This window comes from Virgibacillus sp. AGTR, assembly GCF_016919725.2.
In the GTDB taxonomy this organism is placed as follows: domain Bacteria; phylum Bacillota; class Bacilli; order Bacillales; family Amphibacillaceae; genus Virgibacillus; species Virgibacillus salarius.
In genome coordinates this window covers 1-18,159 of record NZ_JAJERH010000085.1, presented here as the reverse complement: position 1 = coordinate 18,159, position 18,159 = coordinate 1, and the positions used below count along the sequence as shown (strand labels likewise).

General features: G+C 36.2%; 17 protein-coding genes. 1 reads left to right on the top strand and 16 read right to left on the bottom strand.

Annotation, left to right across the window (positions count from 1 at the left end):
- Positions 1-39 precede the first annotated feature (39 nt).
- The 16 genes from JUJ52_RS20250 to gpr form a co-directional block, all read right to left on the bottom strand.
- On the bottom strand, positions 40-489 hold the full coding sequence (locus tag JUJ52_RS20250; RefSeq protein ID WP_026681188.1) for a GatB/YqeY domain-containing protein: 450 nt from the start codon (positions 487-489) through the stop codon (positions 40-42).
- A 15-nt stretch (positions 490-504) separates the two neighbouring features.
- Positions 505-681 (bottom strand): 30S ribosomal protein S21, encoded by a 177-nt coding sequence (rpsU, locus tag JUJ52_RS20245; protein ID WP_019377991.1) that lies wholly within the window; start codon positions 679-681, stop codon positions 505-507.
- A gap of 140 nt (positions 682-821) precedes the next feature.
- Positions 822-1,493, bottom strand: coding sequence for a deoxyribose-phosphate aldolase (gene deoC, locus JUJ52_RS20240; RefSeq protein ID WP_228089172.1), 672 nt, complete (start codon positions 1,491-1,493; stop codon positions 822-824).
- Between the two features lie 351 nt (positions 1,494-1,844).
- Positions 1,845-3,191: a tRNA (N(6)-L-threonylcarbamoyladenosine(37)-C(2))-methylthiotransferase MtaB gene (gene mtaB / locus JUJ52_RS20235; protein ID WP_121605274.1), complete on the bottom strand. Its 1,347-nt coding sequence runs from the start codon at positions 3,189-3,191 to the stop codon at positions 1,845-1,847.
- A complete protein-coding gene (locus tag JUJ52_RS20230; protein ID WP_121605275.1) occupies positions 3,191-3,949 on the bottom strand; it encodes a 16S rRNA (uracil(1498)-N(3))-methyltransferase in 759 nt (252 codons plus the stop codon). Before JUJ52_RS20230 ends, mtaB begins: the two co-directional genes overlap by 1 nt.
- Positions 3,950-3,971: 22 nt before the next feature.
- Positions 3,972-4,910, bottom strand: a complete 939-nt coding sequence (prmA, locus tag JUJ52_RS20225; protein WP_166530992.1) for a 50S ribosomal protein L11 methyltransferase — start codon at positions 4,908-4,910, stop codon at positions 3,972-3,974.
- Positions 4,911-4,996: 86 nt separating this feature from the next.
- Positions 4,997-6,124: a molecular chaperone DnaJ gene (gene dnaJ, locus JUJ52_RS20220; protein ID WP_121605277.1), complete on the bottom strand. Its 1,128-nt coding sequence runs from the start codon at positions 6,122-6,124 to the stop codon at positions 4,997-4,999.
- A gap of 190 nt (positions 6,125-6,314) precedes the next feature.
- Positions 6,315-8,150 (bottom strand): molecular chaperone DnaK, encoded by a 1,836-nt coding sequence (gene dnaK, locus JUJ52_RS20215; protein ID WP_121605278.1) that lies wholly within the window; start codon positions 8,148-8,150, stop codon positions 6,315-6,317.
- Between the two features lie 28 nt (positions 8,151-8,178).
- Positions 8,179-8,778 carry a nucleotide exchange factor GrpE gene (grpE, locus tag JUJ52_RS20210; protein WP_121605279.1) on the bottom strand — a complete coding sequence of 200 codons (600 nt, stop codon included), beginning with the start codon at positions 8,776-8,778 and terminating at the stop codon, positions 8,179-8,181.
- A gap of 100 nt (positions 8,779-8,878) precedes the next feature.
- The gene (gene hrcA, locus JUJ52_RS20205; protein WP_121605280.1) at positions 8,879-9,910 is read right to left on the bottom strand and encodes a heat-inducible transcriptional repressor HrcA; all 1,032 of its coding nucleotides are present in this window, start codon (positions 9,908-9,910) and stop codon (positions 8,879-8,881) included.
- 186 nt (positions 9,911-10,096) lie between these two features.
- A complete protein-coding gene (gene hemW, locus JUJ52_RS20200; RefSeq protein WP_026681197.1) occupies positions 10,097-11,251 on the bottom strand; it encodes a radical SAM family heme chaperone HemW in 1,155 nt (384 codons plus the stop codon).
- A 588-nt stretch (positions 11,252-11,839) separates the two neighbouring features.
- The gene (locus tag JUJ52_RS20195) at positions 11,840-12,106 is read right to left on the bottom strand and encodes a hypothetical protein (protein WP_026681198.1); all 267 of its coding nucleotides are present in this window, start codon (positions 12,104-12,106) and stop codon (positions 11,840-11,842) included.
- 683 nt (positions 12,107-12,789) lie between these two features.
- Complete coding sequence (gene lepA / locus JUJ52_RS20190) at positions 12,790-14,598, bottom strand: translation elongation factor 4 (RefSeq protein ID WP_026681199.1); 1,809 nt, start codon at positions 14,596-14,598, stop codon at positions 12,790-12,792.
- Positions 14,599-14,976: 378 nt separating this feature from the next.
- Positions 14,977-15,294: a hypothetical protein gene (locus tag JUJ52_RS20185; protein WP_026681200.1), complete on the bottom strand. Its 318-nt coding sequence runs from the start codon at positions 15,292-15,294 to the stop codon at positions 14,977-14,979.
- Between the two features lie 11 nt (positions 15,295-15,305).
- Positions 15,306-16,469: a stage II sporulation protein P gene (gene spoIIP, locus JUJ52_RS20180; RefSeq protein WP_121605283.1), complete on the bottom strand. Its 1,164-nt coding sequence runs from the start codon at positions 16,467-16,469 to the stop codon at positions 15,306-15,308.
- 98 nt (positions 16,470-16,567) lie between these two features.
- Entirely contained in the window at positions 16,568-17,677 is a 1,110-nt protein-coding gene (gpr, locus tag JUJ52_RS20175) for a GPR endopeptidase (protein WP_121605284.1), read from the bottom strand.
- 214 nt (positions 17,678-17,891) lie between these two features.
- On the opposite strand from gpr, the gene rpsT reads away from it, so the two are divergent.
- Positions 17,892-18,158, top strand: coding sequence for a 30S ribosomal protein S20 (rpsT, locus tag JUJ52_RS20170; protein ID WP_026681203.1), 267 nt, complete (start codon positions 17,892-17,894; stop codon positions 18,156-18,158).
- Position 18,159: the final 1 nt, after the last annotated feature.

Here is an 18,159-nt window from a genome sequence, read left to right as displayed (position 1 = left end):
AAAAAAGTCTCAGTTACTATTATAACTGAGACCTTTTATTTAATTACGTAACTGTTTTTGTACGAGTTTATTAATTTGAGAGCCATCTGCCTGCCCTTTTACTTTAGGCATGATTGCACTCATCACTTTTCCCATATCTTTCATAGAAGTTGCATTTACTTCGTGAATCGTCGACTGAACTATTGCCTCAAGCTCATCATCTGTGAGCTGTGCTGGCATATATTCTTGTAAAATGTTAATTTCATTTTCAAGTTTTTGCACAAGATCTTCGCGTCCAGCTGATTTGAATTCTTGGAGGGAATCTTTTCTTTGCTTAACTTCTCTAGACAATATTGTGGTTTCTTCGTCTTCTGAAAGTGAATCTTTGCCAAGCTTTATCGATTCATTTTGTATTGAAGCTTTTACCATGCGAATAACACTAAGGGTTTCTTTGTCTTTATTCTTCATCGCTTGCTTCATATCCTGATTCAGATTTTCAAGTAATGTCATGCATTTGCACCCTCTTTAGAATTTACGCTTTCTAGCAGCTTCAGATTTCTTTTTACGACGAACACTTGGTTTTTCATAGTGTTCACGCTTACGATATTCTTGCAATGTACCACTTTTGGATACACTACGTTTAAAGCGACGAAGAGCATCTTCAAGAGACTCGTTTTTACGAACGCGAGTAGTATTTGACATGCTAATTTCCCTCCCTCCGAAGCACAAAACAGATTGTACCGGCATGTTGTTCATTCCACATGCCTTTTTAAAGTATAATATATTCCTTTATTTTGGTCAACTGATTATTTCCAGCCAATTAATTTATTATACATAGAGATTTAATAATCAGCAGTACCTTGATCACCTTTTAAAATAGAAACTCCTGCACTTGCACCAATTCTAGTTGCACCCGCTTCAATCATTGCATTTGTCGTCTCTAAATCACGAACACCACCTGAAGCTTTAACTCCCATTTCTGGTCCAACCGTTTGACGCATTAAACGAATGTCCTCAACTGTAGCTCCGCCTCCAGAAAAACCTGTAGACGTCTTTACAAAATCAGCATTTGCTTCTTTAGCTAGCTTACATGCGCGAACTTTTTCTTCCTCGGTTAATAGTGATGTTTCGATAATCACTTTCGTCAATGCTTGTCCTTTGGCAGTAAGAACCACTTTTTCGATGTCTGACTTAACTGTCTCATCGTCTCCAGATTTAAGCGCACCAATATTGATTACCATGTCTACTTCTGTTGCACCATCTTTAATTGCCTGCTTCGTTTCTGCTACTTTTGCTTCCGTTGATGTTGCTCCTAGTGGAAAACCAATAACCGTACAAACCTTAACCGTTGTATTCTTTAATTTACTATAGCAATATGGAACCCAGTATGGATTTACACAAACAGATGCGAAGTCATATTCGATTGCTTCTTCTACGATTTGTGTGATTTTTTCCTTCGATGTTTCTGGTTTTAATTGTGTATGGTCAATGTATTTTGCCAATTGATTTGTCACATGAATCTTCCTTCCTATCATTGTTGTACGTACCTCTCTAGCTATCATAGCATGGAAGAGTATAAAAATCTAATTTCAGCTTTATAAACCAACATAGTCTCTATAGATTGACGAATAAACAAACTTAGAAATATCTGCAAATCATTGTCTGAAGTTCTATGTTTTAATTGAAAATAAATTGCTATACAAAAAAGGATCTACGACAGAAGTAATTTAAAAACAATAAAAAACGAAGGATAATTAGTTTTAAGTAATTATCCTTCGTTTTTTTCATAGAATAACTAATTCAGCATTTGGTTATTCGTATGTTGTGTAAAAAAGTTGTATTTTTTCTCAGCCCGTCATACGAATTTACTTAGCTTCTTCAAACAAAACATCTTCCATGATTCGTACAAATGTACCTTTATTTATTGGATAACCTGCTTTTGTTATTTTTACTCGAACTAATTTACCAATCATGTCCGGTGTACCCTCAAATTCAACCTTTAGATAGTTATCCGTGTAACCTATTAAATGATTTGGGTTGTTATCATCTGAAGCATGTTCTTCAGGGATAACCTCTAATACCTCATTTTCATACGTAGACGCATAGGCTTTGGCTAATTGATTAGATAACTCAATTAGCTGATGAACTCGTTCGTTTTTTACGTCATCATCAATTTGTCCATCCATTCGAGCTGCTGGTGTACCAGTTCTTCGTGAGAAAGGGAAGACATGCAATTCCGAGTAGCCTATTTCCTTAATATAGTTGTATGTCTCCATAAATTCTTCATCTGTCTCTCCCGGAAAACCAACGATAACATCAGATGTAATAGCTAGCCCAGGTAATGCCTTTTTCAGCTTATCAATTTTTTCTCTGTAATAGCCAGTAGAATATTTTCTTCTCATTCTTGCAAGAACAGAATCTGATCCTGACTGGAGTGGAATATGCAAATGTCTTACAACTTTTTCAGATTTATCTAGTACTTCAATAACTTCATCAGTAATCTGACTAGCTTCAATTGAAGAAATTCGAATACGTTTTAAACCATGAACCTTTGTTTCTAAATCACGTAGAAGCATCGCAAAATTGTAGTCTTTCATATCCTCACCATAGCCCGCTGTATGAATACCCGTTAAGACAATTTCCTTATAACCAGCATCTACCAGCTTCTGTGCTTGTCTAACTACGTTTTCAGGATCTCTTGATCGTAATAGCCCACGCGACCATGGAATAATACAAAATGTACAAAAATTATTACAGCCCTCCTGTATTTTTAAGGAAGCTCTTGTACGATCTGTAAATTCAGGTACATCCATTTCTTCAAATACTCTATTTTTCATGATATTTGAAACACCATTAATTGGTTCTTTCGTTTTCTTATGTTCTTCAATATAAGAAATCATGTTTTTTCGATCCTGTGTACCAACTACAATATCAACTCCAGGAATTTCCATTATCTCACCTGGTGAAGTTTGTGCATAACAGCCAGTTACACAAACAATTGCTTCAGGATTTTTTCGAATCGCTCGGCGAATTACTTGTCTGCTTTTCTTGTCACCTGTATTTGTCACCGTACACGTATTTATTACATAAACATCTGAATCATGATCAAATTCAACACGCTCATAGCCATGATCCATAAACATTCGCCATATACCCTCTGTCTCATAGTGGTTAACTTTACAACCTAATGTATGAAATGCGACTGTCGGCATTACTCACACCTCAATTCTTCAAAATGATAGGAAATACTAGCTAACGCATATAATGCCGCTGTTTCCGTACGTAAAATTCTTGGTCCTAATCGAACAGCTTGAAAACCGCTTGCTTTTAAAGCAATGGTTTCATCTTCTGAAAAGCCCCCCTCAGGGCCAATACAAATTAAAATTCGCTGTCGAGGCTTTAACTTGCGGAGATTTTCTCCAAAGGATTGGTAATTTGACGTCTTTGCCTCCTCTTCATAGGCAAAGAGTTTCATATCATAACTATCACTAAAGTCTATCAGTTCTTTTAAAGATTTACTGTATTGGACATTTGGTAGTTTATTACGGTGGCTTTGTTCACTAGCCTCTTTTATAATTTTTACCAATCGGTTTAATTTCTTTTCTTGCTTCTTTTCATCCCATCTTACAACAGAACGAGATGCTTGAAAAGGAATAAACGTGTTCGCTCCAAGTTCCGTTCCTTTTTGAAAAATTAGATCTAATTTATCTCCCTTAGGAAGCCCTTGTGCTATTGCTACTTCAACCGGTAATTCAGCATCTTGCTTAAGCCATTCTTTAATATCTGCATACACAACACCATTATCTAAGAACGTGATCCTACAAATTGCTGCCTGTCCATCCGGATGATTACAAATAATGCAATCCCCTGCTTTAAAACGCATCACTCGTTTCATGTGATGAACATCATCACCAGTTATTTTAATTGTAAATTCATTCCACATGCCTTTTGGAACAAAATATCTTTGCAACAACCCACACCTACTTTAACATCTACAATTTTTGTGCAACAATGGAGATCCAATCCTCCATCTCATTCATCTGAATGATTTGAAAACCTTGCTGCTCTAGACGATCCTTTACCATCTGTTTTTTATTTTGAATAATACCAGATGTTATAAAATAACCTCCAGGTTTTAGATTATTCCATGCATCGTCAACAAAACGAACGATAATCTCTGCTAAAATATTTGATACAATTATATCTGCTTCTATTGCTATATGATCCAATAAATTATTCTGCTTAACAGAAATCTTTTTTTCCATTTTATTTAATTTTGCGTTTAGAATTGTACTCTTTACAGCAGCATCATCTAAATCATATGCATGCACATGGCTTGCTCCCAATAATGCTGAAGCAATACTCAAAACTCCTGAACCAGATCCAACATCAATGACAGTATCTCCGCTTTTCATAAATTGCTCCAATGCCTGAATACTTAAGACAGTTGTAGGATGTGTACCCGTCCCAAATGCCATACCTGGATCAAGTTCTATGATCACCTCGTCAGTATCCACTGGTGTATATTCTTCCCATGTTGGAATGATCGTAATTTGCTTAGAAATTTTCACTGGTTTATAGTATTTCTTCCAGGCTGTTGACCATTCTTCTTCGTTTACTTCACTTAATGAGATTTGATTTCTTCCTAAATCAATATCATATAATAGGAGATTATTAATAGCTTGTTTTATTTCCTCAACCGTCTCTCCTAAAAAACTATTAACTGGAAGGTATGCTTTAATATAGACTCCTTCTTCTGGATATTCTTCTGGATTTAATTCAAATATTTCACCAAAAGCAGTGGAGTGCTCTTTTACTAAATCAATCGGGTCTTCAATAACGAGTCCACTTGCACCAGTTTCATGAAGAATATTCGAGATTGGCTCAATCGCTTCATTTGTTGTATGAATACAGAGTTCAGACCATTTCATACTGGATCCACCCATTTCCTTTTGAAATTATCATACACCTTACCGCTATCAATTCCTGTTATGTAAACGGTGCTTATAACACACCGTTATTCACTTTTGAATGCCTTCTTAAATCGATCAAACAATGAACTGCCTTGTTCATCCGTGGCATCGTGACCACCAATTTCGTTAAATTCACGTAACAGCTCTTTTTGGCGTTCTGATAATTTAGTAGGTGTCATGACTTTCACTTTAATATGCTGATCTCCATGACCATAGCCTCTAACGTTCGGCGCTCCTTTTCCTTTCATTCGGAACGTTTTCCCGGTTTGTGTACCAGCTGGTATTTTCAATTTTACCTTTCCATGGACTGTTGGAACCTCGATTTCATCACCTAATGCTGCTTGCGCGAAGGTCAATGGCAATTCACAGAAAATATGATCTCCTTCACGCTGGAAGAAATCATGCGGTTTGACTTGAACTACTACAAACAAGTCTCCTGGAGGACCTCCATTAACCCCGGATTCGCCTTTTCCTGATACCCGTATTTGTTGGCCTTCATCAATTCCTGCTGGGATGGTAATATGAATAGTTTTGCGCTTTTTAACCTTTCCAGTACCACCACACGTGTTACATTTATCAGGAATAATCTTTCCTGATCCACTACAATAGTTACAAACCCTTCGATTTACAACTTTACCAAATGGTGTATTTTGTTCCATATTTAATTGACCTGATCCCCCACAATGGGAGCATGTCTTTGCTTTCGTTCCTGGTTTTGCCCCAGATCCAGAGCAAGTATCACATGTTTCTTCTTTTGGTATCGTAATATCCGTTTCTTTACCAAATATTGCTTCCTCAAAATCAAGAACCATCGTATATTGGAGATCGGCTCCTTGCTGTGGTGCATTCGGATCTCTACTTCGTCCACCTCCACCAAAGAACATATCAAAAATATCACCAAAGCCTCCACCGAAGTCTTGCGAACCTCCGAATCCACCGAAGCCTTGGTTTTGTGGACCAGCATGACCGAATTGATCATATTGAGCACGCTTTTGTTCATTACCTAGAACTTCATAGGCCTCTTTGGCTTCTTTAAATTTATCTGCAGCATTAGCTTCTTTATTAACGTCCGGATGGTATTTTCTTGCTAGCTTACGATAAGCTTTTTTTATTTCTTCCTTCGATGCCCCTTTATCGACACCGAGTACTTCATAATAGTCTCGTTTACTCACTTGACAATCACTCTCCCGATACTCACTTTTGCATAACTTTTATCTTACCACCTTATACAGTCTTGTGGCAAATGTTGAAACAAATACGCTAACGTGTAAAAAAGTCAAAGTCAAGAGGATCCTGACTTTGACTTTTAATTTACCGGATTAAGGATAGAAACTTAAGTTTCTAAACCTATTCATCCCAATATTATTTATTTTTATCTTCCTCATCATCAACCTCTTGATAATCAGCATCCACCACATCATCATCGCTATTACCAGCCTGATCTGATTGCTGTGCTTGCTGCTCTTGTTGCATTTGTTCATACATTTTCACGGATAATTGTTGAACTTGCTCTTGAAGAGCTTCTTTCTTTTCTTTAATTTGTTCAATATCATCAGCTTCAATGGCTTTTTGCAATTCTTCCTTAGCAGCTTCTGCTTTTTGTTTTTCATCTTCAGAAACCTTATCTCCTAAATCTTTAATTGTTTTATCTGTTGTAAAGATTAGTTGATCAGCTTCATTACGTAATTCAATTTCTTCGCGACGTTTTTTATCATCTTCCGCATTCTCTTCAGCTTCTTTAACCATGCGGTCTACTTCTTCATCTGATAGACCAGAAGAGGATTTGATTGTAATAGATTGTTCTTTATTTGTACCTAGATCTTTGGCACGTACATTTACAATACCATTCGCATCAATATCAAAGGAAACTTCAATTTGCGGTACTCCTCGTGGTGCTGGTGGAATATCCGTTAATTGAAAACGACCTAAAGTTTTATTATCTGCAGCCATTTCGCGTTCACCTTGTAGGACATGAATGTCTACTGCTGTTTGATTATCCGCTGCAGTCGAGAATACTTGAGAATGACTTGTTGGAATCGTTGTGTTACGCTCAATTAATTTCGTAGTTACAGATCCCATTGTTTCAATACCAAGTGATAGAGGTGTTACATCTAATAATACAACATCCTTCACGTCACCTTGTAGGACACCGCCTTGAATTGCAGCACCTAAAGCAACTACTTCATCAGGGTTAACTCCTTTAGACGGTTCTTTACCAATCGCTTGCTTGATTGCTTCTTGAACTGCAGGAATTCGTGTTGATCCTCCAACCAATATAACTTTATCAATGTCACTTGCTGACAAATCAGCGTCAGACAAAGCCTTGCGAGTAGGCACCATTGTACGCTCTACCAACTCTGAAGAAAGTTCTTCGAATTTTGCTCTTGTTAGATTCATTTCTAAGTGCAGTGGTCCAGCTTCTCCAGCTGTAATAAATGGTAAAGAAATTTGTGTTTGAGATACCCCTGATAGATCTTTTTTCGCTTTCTCGGCAGCATCCTTTAAACGTTGTGTAGCCATTTTATCTTTTGATAGATCAATACCATTTTCCTTTTTAAATTCTTGTACCATGTAATCGATAATAACCTCATCGAAGTCATCACCGCCAAGACGATTATCACCTGCTGTAGATACAACTTCAAATGTACCGTCACCGATATCTAGGATAGAAACGTCAAACGTTCCGCCACCAAGGTCGTAGACCAAAATTGTTTGGTCTTCGTTTTCTTTATCTATGCCATAAGCTAGTGCCGCAGCGGTTGGCTCATTAATAATACGTTCTACTTCCAAACCAGCAATTTTACCAGCATCTTTTGTTGCTTGTCGCTCTGCATCATTAAAATATGCTGGAACTGTAATAACAGCTTTACTTACTGTTTCACCGATATAATCTTCTGCAAATGACTTAATATGTTGCAAGATAATAGCAGAAACTTCTTGCGGAGTAAATTCTTTATCTTCTATCTTCACTTTATAATCTGTTCCCATATGGCGTTTTATAGATTGAATTGTGTTTGGATTAGTAATTGCTTGACGCTTTGCAACCTCTCCAACCTGTCTTTCACCATTTTTAAAAGCCACTACTGATGGAGTTGTACGGTTTCCTTCTGGGTTAGGTATTACTACTGACTCTCCACCTTCCATTACAGACACACAAGAGTTTGTTGTACCTAAATCAATACCAATTATTTTACTCATGATTATTCCTCCTTAGCTACGTAAACAATTATTTATTAACTTTTACCATTGCTGGTCTAATAACACGATCTTTCAACTTATAACCTTTTTGCAATTCCTCAACAATTACATTAGATGCCTTTTCTTCATCTTCTACTTGCATTACTGCGTGATGTAAATTTGGATCAAACTCCTCACCTACTGTAGCTATCTCTTCTACACCTTGTGAAAAGAGAGCATCCTTTAATTGATTGTAGACCATCGTAATCCCATCAATTAAACTAGATGTTGCCTCTGTTTTTTCAACTTGCAACGCCCGTTCAAAATTATCCAATGCGGGTAACAATTCTTGGATTAAATCCTGGGATTTATATTTTCGCTCTGCGTCCCTTTCTTTTAAGGTACGTTTCTTGAAATTATTAAATTCTGCTTGAACCCTTAACATTCTCTGATATATTTCATCCTTCTCTTTCTGGAGTGTATCCAACTCACTCTGTTCAATTGTCGAATGATTAGTTTTATCAGTTTCTACTTCTTCCTCTTTTGCATCGATTACTTCAATCGAGTCAGCAGTTTCTGCTTCTGCCTTTGCTTCTACTTTTTCTTCATCATCAGTAACGGTTCTCGTTTGTTTATCCTGTTCTTCCACGTGTGACACCTCCAATTTAAACTAACCAACATTCACTATAACACGTTGCACTTTTGAACGAAACAATAGCGAAGTCATGTTTTAATAAATTTCATAAGATTTATTCATTGTTTTTATACCACATATACAGTGCTTCTGTCATTTCATGTGACAAAATATTTAGTAATGAAATAACTCTTCGATACTCCATTCTTGTTGGGCCAAGTAATGCAATTGTCCCCGTCTGATCTTCTCCTAAGTGATAAGCTGCAGTAATTAAGCTCAGTTCTTTAATGGCTTCGACATTGTTCTCTCTTCCGATGGATACTTTAATCCCATCCTTGGACTGTTTCAGCATACTTGCAATCTCATCCTCATTTTCGATCATTGCATAGAAAGAACGTATTTTATCTACATCATTAAATTCCGGTTGCATCAGCATATTAGATTTTCCACCAATATATAATTTAACCGGATGATCTTGAATAAGTGCTGCATTCAAGTAATGGTATGAATTCTCTAGATTGGATACGTACTTTTTCATCATGGAAGCAATTTGTGAATTGAATTTTTCTGCCAATTGTATAATTGGTACGCCACTCAATTGGTCATTCATAATATTTACCATCTTTTCTATATCAGATGGTTCAATTTCATGAGGTATAGAAAATGACCGATGTTCCACATGACCAGTATTTGTAACAAGAATAGCAACCGCCGTATTCGACGATAAGGTAATAATTTGAATTTGCTTTAATTTTGTTTCAAATATTTCAGGTCCCAGAATGATCGTTGTATAGTTGGTTAATCGAGATAGAACTTCTGCTGACATCTGAACAATTTGTTCAAATTCAAAGAAATTATCTTGAATAATATGCTTAATCACATCGCCGTCTTCATGCATTATACTTGGAGAAATGAGATGGTCGACGTAATATCGGTACCCTTTTTCTGAAGGTACACGTCCTGAAGATGAATGCGTCTTCTCAAGGAAGCCCATATCCTCTAGATCCGCCATTTCGTTTCGTATGGTTGCAGCGCTAAATGAAATATGCTCTTTTTTCGATATAGCGCGTGAGCCAACAGGATGTGCAGACTCGATGAAATCATCAATAATTACTTGTAAAATCAATAATTGCCTTTCTGTTAACATGATGATCACCTCTGTTAGCACTCAACCTTATCGAGTGCTAATGCTAATTATAAATTACCAAATCCACTTTTCTTTGTCAACGAAATGACTTGTATCTCAGTATGTGCCATATAAAATAACCTGTACAAAAGAGAACAGGCTATTTTTACATATATCTCTTATCAATCAATCTTAGTGTCGACGTGACTATATTTGTACGGAATCCTCTAATAGAAATCTTTCGAATACTTCATTAGCTAATAATTTTCCTTCACTGGTTAAGCGAATCGACATATCATCCTCCTGTAACCAGCCCTTCTGCACAAGACTTTCAATGGATGACTTATACAACTTATCAGGAAAGAATCCAAATCTAGATGCAAAGGTCTGTTTGTTTACACCTTGCATTTTTCGTAAACCTAAAAACATTTCTTCCTCAATCTGTTCTTTATTATTAATTTGATCAATATGGAGAACAGGTTTGCCATCAGCCATTGCCTGTTTGATATATGCTGGTAATGGTCTTATATTGCCATACCTCTTGCCTGGAATATACCCGTATGCACCTGCTCCAAAACCATAATAATAATTATTATCCCAGTATGTTAAATTATGCTTGCTTTCAAACCCAGCTTTCGCAAAGTTACTTATCTCATATTGCAGTAATCCATGTTTTTTTGTAGTATCGGTTAAAATATGATACATTTCAACTTCTTCTTCCTGAGCTGGACGTTGCAGTTTTCCTTTTTTATGACGCTGAAAGAATACTGTTTTCGGTTCAATTTGCAATGCATACGTAGATAAATGTGGTAGTCCCAGTGCCATGGCCTGATTCAAAGAATTTTTGAAATGATCAATTGTTTGATTAGGTAGTGCATATATTAGGTCTGTACTAATATTAGTTATTCCGTTATTCTGAAGTAATTCAACAGTTTCATAAACATCCTTTACCTTGTGCAATCTACCTAGCTCTTTTAACATATGATCATCAAAAACTTGTACGCCAAGTGAGACTCTATTCACACCATATGTTTTTAATAACTTGACCTTTTCGTCATTAAAATCACCTGGGTTTGCTTCAATCGTGTACTCTTCACATTGAGTCATATCAAATTTCTTATCAATAAATGAGAGCAGTGATTCTAGTTGGTTAACAGATAAAGCTGTCGGAGTTCCTCCACCTATAAAAACCGTCTTTACTTTATTACCTGTATCGTCTACATATGTAGAAATCTCATTCTTTAATGCAACAAGATAATCATTAGCTCTCTTTTCATTATAAAAGAACTTTGTAAAGTCACAGTAGTAACAAATTTGCTGACAAAACGGGATATGGATATATACAGATTGAATTGCATTCATATTAGTGCTCCTTACGAAAAGGAAAAAGGAAAAACTGTTTTCCAATTTAACAGCTCTCCCTTTCCGTTTCAGATATTGATGATCCTTTATTCTAAAATTACCATAAAGACTTCTAATTGCTAATTGTATCTTTGTGTATTTTATTATATCTAACATTATTTATCAAGCCAAATAGCTCCTTGGAAGGATAAGCAAACTCCTAATACTGTAATCATTATGGGTATCATTAAACCTCATTTTTCCCTTAATTTAATTGCACCTACCAGCATTCCACCTTGATAAGAACTTTGAAGAAAACTTAAATCTAGAGAATTTCCTCGTAGAACTTGGTCCACGATGCAAGGTATACCCATGAGTAAAGGATCGAAGAAGAAAAAGAGTTTATTATAATGAGAATGATGAACATGTTATTTTAAGCTATGTAGTTTGTTTCATTTTGATTTCTCGCAAAATTTATGTGAATTTGAATGATCTCCCAAGGGGATGGATATATAGAGCAAGTTAATACGAAGGGGAAGAGAAAAACGAAAAACCCCTCACTACATTTAATGAGGGTTTTTCATGATTATTAGCATCTAGAGCCTTCTTTTACTGAATATTATTTGCTGTTTGTTGCTGTGAATTATCAGTTTCACCTTGTATAGCACTGGATAATTGTTGCACATTCTGATTGGTAGTCATATTTTGTAAAGGTTGAGTCAATTGTTGAGCTCCAGAATTATTTAATGCATTAGAAATGGTTTGAGGCAAATTTTTAAATGTTCCATTTTGAACTCCTCTTGTAATACCATAAATAGCTGCTCCTGCAGCTCCAATAGCAAGTATTGACGTCATCATACCTTGTCGGTTATTCATATATTTATCACCCTTTGTGTGTTGTTCTTGTGCTTCCGTTTTAGTTTTACAAAACACACCAAAAGTATACGAATGATTATACCTCATTTTATTCCATTGATTATACTATTTAACAAATTAGTCTTCGTTCTATACAGTATTGAACGAAGGAATTGATGAATTGTAACAAAGTGGTAAACATTATAAATAATCACTGATTAAAAAATAACTACAGAGTGCTTATGAAAAGACTTTCTATATGAATGTTTTCCCCACTGTCACTGGGTCAACTAAAAGGATTTTCCCAGCTGATTTCATCAACGCTATATAAAAGATGCTATTTTTAGGCGTATTCAATACCAAAAAGTAGGGTTTAGAGAAAAGATCTGTATCAGCGAAAGTGATGGATATACATTTAGACTCTCGCAGGAAACCGCCTTTTGCTTCCGAGGAAGTTGAGGTGTTGCCAGGAGAAAGCGAAGTGTATATCCTCCTGGCGTTACAAACGGCTATCCATATATTCAAAAAATAAACTTGCAGTGAGTTTTTTTATCACGCTTTAAGCTCTTTAGAGCCCCCGCATAGCCAGAGGAGAGGTATTCTAAACCATTAATAAATAGTACTGCCACCAACATATTCAATGTGGTGGCAGTAGAGTAGCAAAGCGTCTATTTTTCAATTTGATATATCCTTAAAACGTTGATTTAATCATCCTTCATTTCCAAAACTGCCATAAAGGCTTCTTGCGGTACCTCTACAGAACCTACCATCTTCATACGCTTTTTACCTTCTTTTTGTTTCTCCAATAACTTACGTTTACGAGAAATATCTCCACCATAGCATTTAGAGAGAACGTTTTTCCGCATTGCCTTAATTGTAGATCTAGCCACTATTTTATTTCCAATAGCAGCTTGAACGGGAACTTCAAATTGCTGTCTTGGAATTAGCTCTTTTAATTTATCAACAATGTGCTTGCCACGTTCGTAAGCAAAGTCTCGATGGACAATAAATGAAAGTGCATCAATAGTATCACCATTTAATAAAATGTCCATTTTCACTAAATTGGAAGAGCGATATCCAATTAAATCATAATCAAAGGAAGCATACCCTTTTGTTTGGGATTTAAGTTGATCAAAGAAATCATAAACAATTTCAGATAATGGTATATGATAAATAACATTAACTCGAATGTCATCCAAGTATTCCATATCAATGAATTGACCACGTTTTTTTTGTGCGATTTCCATCACTGCTCCAACATATTCATTTGGAACCATGATTGTAGCTTTTACATACGGTTCTCGAACATCTTTGATCTGCTGAGGATCTGGCATAACGGAAGGATTATCGATAGCAATAACCTCTTCGTTTGTCTGCTCCACTTCGTAAATAACACTAGGTGCTGTAGTAATTAGATCTATTTTAAATTCTCGTTCAATACGTTCTTGAATGATTTCCATATGCAAAAGCCCTAAAAATCCACAACGGAAGCCAAATCCTAATGCTTGAGATGTTTCTGCTTCATATTGTAATGATGAATCATTTAATTCTAAACGCTCTAGCGCTTCTCTCAAATCATTATAATTATTGGCGTCAACTGGATACAGCCCGCAAAATACCATTGGGTTTAATCGCTTATATCCTGGTAACGGTTCAGCAGCAGGTCGGTTAGCTAATGTAATCGTATCCCCAACTCGCGAATCACCCACGTTCTTAATAGAAGCTGTTAAATAACCGACATCTCCTACGGTCAGTTCATCTTTAGTAATTGGCTTGGGACTAAATACCCCTAATTCATTGACTTCAAATTCTTTATCCGTTGCCATCATTTTAATTTTATCGCCTACTTTTATAGAACCTTCCTTAATACAAACGTAGGCGATAACTCCTCGATAGGGATCGTATAAAGAGTCGAAGATTAACGCTTTAAGCGGCTCTTCGGTATCACCCGCAGGCGCAGGGATTGCTTCCGTAATTCTTTCAAGAATTTCATCAATCCCAATATTTGCTTTTGCTGATGCTAAAATGACATCATCGCCATCAATACCAATCACATCTTCTAATTCTTTTTTCACTCTATCTGGATCTGCACTCGGCAAATCGATTTTATTAATAACAGGTATTATTTCTAAATCGTTATCAAGAGCTAAATAAACATTCGCTAACGTTTGGGCTTCAATGCCTTGCGCAGCATCAACAACAAGAATTGCTCCTTCACATGCAGCAAGGCTTCTAGAAACTTCATATGTAAAATCGACATGACCCGGTGTATCAATGAGATGAAAAATATAGTCTTCTCCTGCGTTACTTTGATAATTTAATTGTACAGCATTTAATTTAATGGTGATGCCACGCTCACGCTCGAGATCCATTGCATCGAGTAATTGATCTTTCATTTCTCTTTGTGTTATTGCTTTTGTGCGTTCTAATATTCGATCTGCCAAGGTTGACTTGCCATGATCAATATGTGCGATAATTGAAAAATTACGCACATTTCTTTGAATTTTTGCCATTAGTGATGTTCACTCCTACTTTCTTTTATCTCTACAGATAAAAGGCCTTAAATTATCAGTGACAATGACTAGCATTGATTATAGCAATAGTAACAGTTATGTTCAAGAACAAAAGCGCAAGCGCCCGATTAGAACGTAGCGACTAGAGCAAGTCAACCGAGATAAAGAAATCACGGTGAGCTTGCGAGCCGATGATGACTTAGATTAGGGCGATTCGTGAAGTCACCTCGTTTCTGGGCGCTGAAGCTGGACGTGGCTCAACACGTCCATATTGACCCACATGGGCTAATTTTATAATTTCCTAGACTAGAACAAAAGCGCAGAGCACTATAACTTTAGGATCTGCGCTTCTACAACATAATTGCACCTATATAAAAATTAAAAAAATAATTGGGAAACCTGGTAAAGTATCTCTACCACCACTTCATAAAATCCAGATACACCAGCTTCTAATATCGATGCCGTCTTCTCTGTAACAGGTGAAGGTCCATTCGTGTTAATCTTCTCTTCCGTAATAACTTCAGTGGTATCTGATGTTGTTTTAGTTTGCAATACTTCATCTTTAGCCTCTTTAACATCAACCTTCATTTCTGTTTGCTGAGGTGTTGACTCTTCTGCTTGTTTATCATTCCCGTAGACCACTCCAGTTAAAAAACAAACTGCTAATAATAATAATACAATTAATGAACGAGTCATCTTAACACCTCCTATGAAGCAGTATCTACTTTTTCTGCATCCCAATACATCTCACTAAATACGTCTGCTAGAGCATCAGCCGAACGATATAGCTCGTCCAGTTTGTTTTCTACTCCCCCGAATTCAAACAGCAATGCGTTATTAGATAAATCTTGATTAAATACTCCATTTGTTCCTTTACCTTTTCTCGGAAATACTCCTCTGCTTAAACCAGGATATTTTTCTTCTAACAGATAATGCAGCTTAGCTGCTAAGTCAAGGTTCTTCTTATAAGAGTTATGCTCAGCGCCAACAACTATCATAATGCGGGCATAGGATTTTCCGTTTATTTGCTTCGTCGTTTTTTCCTTTTTGATAGCATCACGATGTAAATCAAAAGCATATTGAATATCCTTATTAGTGGATAGTGTGTCAGCAACTACCTCCCTAGATGCATCATACGACCTGCCAAACCCCCAGCCCTTTTCATGCAATTTTTTGGTTATATCTGTATCATCAACTACAGTTCCAATTCCATTTGCCTGCAATGATTTAGCTAGTCGATTACTCACCTTTGAAATATTCACTTCCTTATGATAAGCCTTATCAGGGTCCTTTACGTCAGGTAAATAAGGAAGAAAGGACTCTCGATTATGTGAATTATAAATATAAACAACCTCTTTATTCCCTGTCGTTGGCGTATTTTTTTCTTTGTTCGTTTCTAATTGTTCTGTTGTGCTTTCCTCATCTTCAATTATTGCTTCTCTCTCTTTTAGAACTTCTTGTAGTGGTGGAGAAGATTCAATTGGTAGGTTTGTATAATTTGTACCTTCACCAGCAATTAATATGTGGTTATCAAAAACCTTAAATCCAGGTAATTCATTGCCTAACAAGCTTCTAATATCATTTGGTTTTAGACTTGTTGCAATGCGAAACAGAGTTGTAGACAAATCAAGGAATTTGTGATCTTCAGGTACAGCTTGCTGAAATGCCCGATTTTCAATTCCTAGCAAGTATAAAAAAGTAGAGCTATTAATATCAGTTGTCCATTCCGTAATTACTTCAGAAGAAAGGCGATAAGCGGGCTTTATCGTTGTTAGAATACCGATGCAAGTAAAAAGTATTAGAGCACCGATAATGTATAAGCTACTTCGCTTATATAAAAGACGAAGCCCGCTATGTTTATGCAGATCCATGGTTCCACCCTTTCTGAATTCACGCTATAGTTAACTCTATGACACAAATCCAGAAGCTAGAACCTAATCTTTTATTTTTTGGAATATTGATAGAAAGGTTAACGAGAATAAGATGCGAAATTATCTACATTGACAGTTTCATGCATAGCAGCATTAACGCCGTTTGCTATTAGGCTAGCCATATCAATCATAAAACCATCTACTTCTTTAGGTGTTACCATTAAATTATGACCAATCGGCGTTAATACTTCTGTTATTAGTTTTCGCTTTTCATCGTCAGATAGATTCCCTACTATACCAAGGAATGTTTGACGTTTTTCTTCATCTGGTAAATCTTCATCCGTTAAACGTTTCTCACCAAATGACATACCAGCAGGTGTTAATGACTTGGAGGGATCATCCTTTTCTTCCCACTCTCTACCAAAATGCTTCAATAAAAAGTCGATGGTATCACTTGTGATGGTAACAGCATCAACAACTGTCGGAACTCCAATAGCCATCACAGGAATGCCTAACGTTTCTTTACTTATTTCTTTTCGTTTATTTCCTACACCAGATCCAGGATGTATACCAGAGTCGGATAACTGAATGGTTTCATTAACTCGTTCAATGGACCTTGAGGCAAGTGCATCAATACAAATAACAAAATCTGGTTGATATTTCTCCACAATTCCGAAAATGATGTCACTTGTTTCAATACCAGTAACCCCCATTACGCCAGGTGTCACAGCAGCTACTGGCCGGTAACCTTTTGAAACCGTTTCATGTTCCATTTGGAATAAATGACTAGTTACTAGCACTTTCTCTACGGTCATCGGACCAAGTGCATCGGGTGTAACATTCCAGTTTCCTAATCCTACAATTAAACCTTTACTATCGACTGGAATATTGTTTTTAGCAATTAATTGTTCCAGTTCTTTAGCTAACACCTTTGCAGCTTGCTCCTGTCTTTTTGTATCTTGTCGTTTTACACCATCAGCATAAATGGTAATATAGGATCCCGGTTTTTTACCTAGAAGCTCAGCACCAGTATCATCGATCTCTACATAAGAAATATTAATTCCTTCATCATTTCTTTCTTTTATAGTGACTCCTTTTATTTTTTTCTGATCAGTTGCCTCTTGATTTTCAACATACATATCCTTTGCTTCAATGGCTAGATCTGTCCTAACTTGATATGGTACAATATCATTCTTTTTGTTTTCCATAGCTCGCTCATCCTTTCTTCATCTGTTAGTAATAGATTTAACAAAATAGCGAAACTCATACATTTGATAACAAAGCTATTGAAAACAAACCGTTCCTCTGGTAAAATGACTTTTGTCCATAGACAAAAAAAGCAAATACAAATCACTTTACATTTGTTGGGATGAAAACAAATACATTCATAATTGTGATGATATTTCAGGAGGTGAAAAACTTATGGCAAATATTAAATCTGCAATTAAACGTGTAGAAACAAATAATAAAAAACGCACAAACAATGTTATGCAAAAATCTGAAATGCGTTCACAAATTAAGCGTGTAGAAAAATTAGTTGAAGCTAACGATAAAGAAAACGCAATCGTAGCTTTAAAAGATGCGAATAAATCAATTGATAAAGCTGTTCAAAAAGGGATTATTCATGCTAACAACGGTAATCGCCAAAAATCACGTCTAGCTAAGAAATTAAATCAATTAGGCGCATAAT

Excerpts from the sequence above, each read along its gene's own strand:
- JUJ52_RS20250 (WP_026681188.1), bottom strand. The coding sequence starts at position 489 with ATGACATTACTTGAAAATCTGAATCAGGATATGAAGCAAGCGATGAAG.
- rpsU (WP_019377991.1), bottom strand. The coding sequence starts at position 681 with ATGTCAAATACTACTCGCGTTCGTAAAAACGAGTCTCTTGAAGATGCT.
- mtaB (WP_121605274.1), bottom strand. The coding sequence starts at position 3,191 with ATGCCGACAGTCGCATTTCATACATTAGGTTGTAAAGTTAACCACTAT.
- prmA (WP_166530992.1), bottom strand. The coding sequence starts at position 4,910 with ATGAAATGGTCTGAACTCTGTATTCATACAACAAATGAAGCGATTGAG.
- dnaK (WP_121605278.1), bottom strand. The coding sequence starts at position 8,150 with ATGAGTAAAATAATTGGTATTGATTTAGGTACAACAAACTCTTGTGTG.
- hrcA (WP_121605280.1), bottom strand. The coding sequence starts at position 9,910 with ATGTTAACAGAAAGGCAATTATTGATTTTACAAGTAATTATTGATGAT.
- hemW (WP_026681197.1), bottom strand. The coding sequence starts at position 11,251 with ATGAATGCAATTCAATCTGTATATATCCATATCCCGTTTTGTCAGCAA.
- JUJ52_RS20195 (WP_026681198.1), bottom strand. The coding sequence starts at position 12,106 with ATGAATAACCGACAAGGTATGATGACGTCAATACTTGCTATTGGAGCT.
- lepA (WP_026681199.1), bottom strand. The coding sequence starts at position 14,598 with ATGGCAAAAATTCAAAGAAATGTGCGTAATTTTTCAATTATCGCACAT.
- JUJ52_RS20185 (WP_026681200.1), bottom strand. The coding sequence starts at position 15,294 with ATGACTCGTTCATTAATTGTATTATTATTATTAGCAGTTTGTTTTTTA.
- spoIIP (WP_121605283.1), bottom strand. The coding sequence starts at position 16,469 with ATGGATCTGCATAAACATAGCGGGCTTCGTCTTTTATATAAGCGAAGT.
- gpr (WP_121605284.1), bottom strand. The coding sequence starts at position 17,677 with ATGGAAAACAAAAAGAATGATATTGTACCATATCAAGTTAGGACAGAT.
- rpsT (WP_026681203.1), top strand. The coding sequence starts at position 17,892 with ATGGCAAATATTAAATCTGCAATTAAACGTGTAGAAACAAATAATAAA.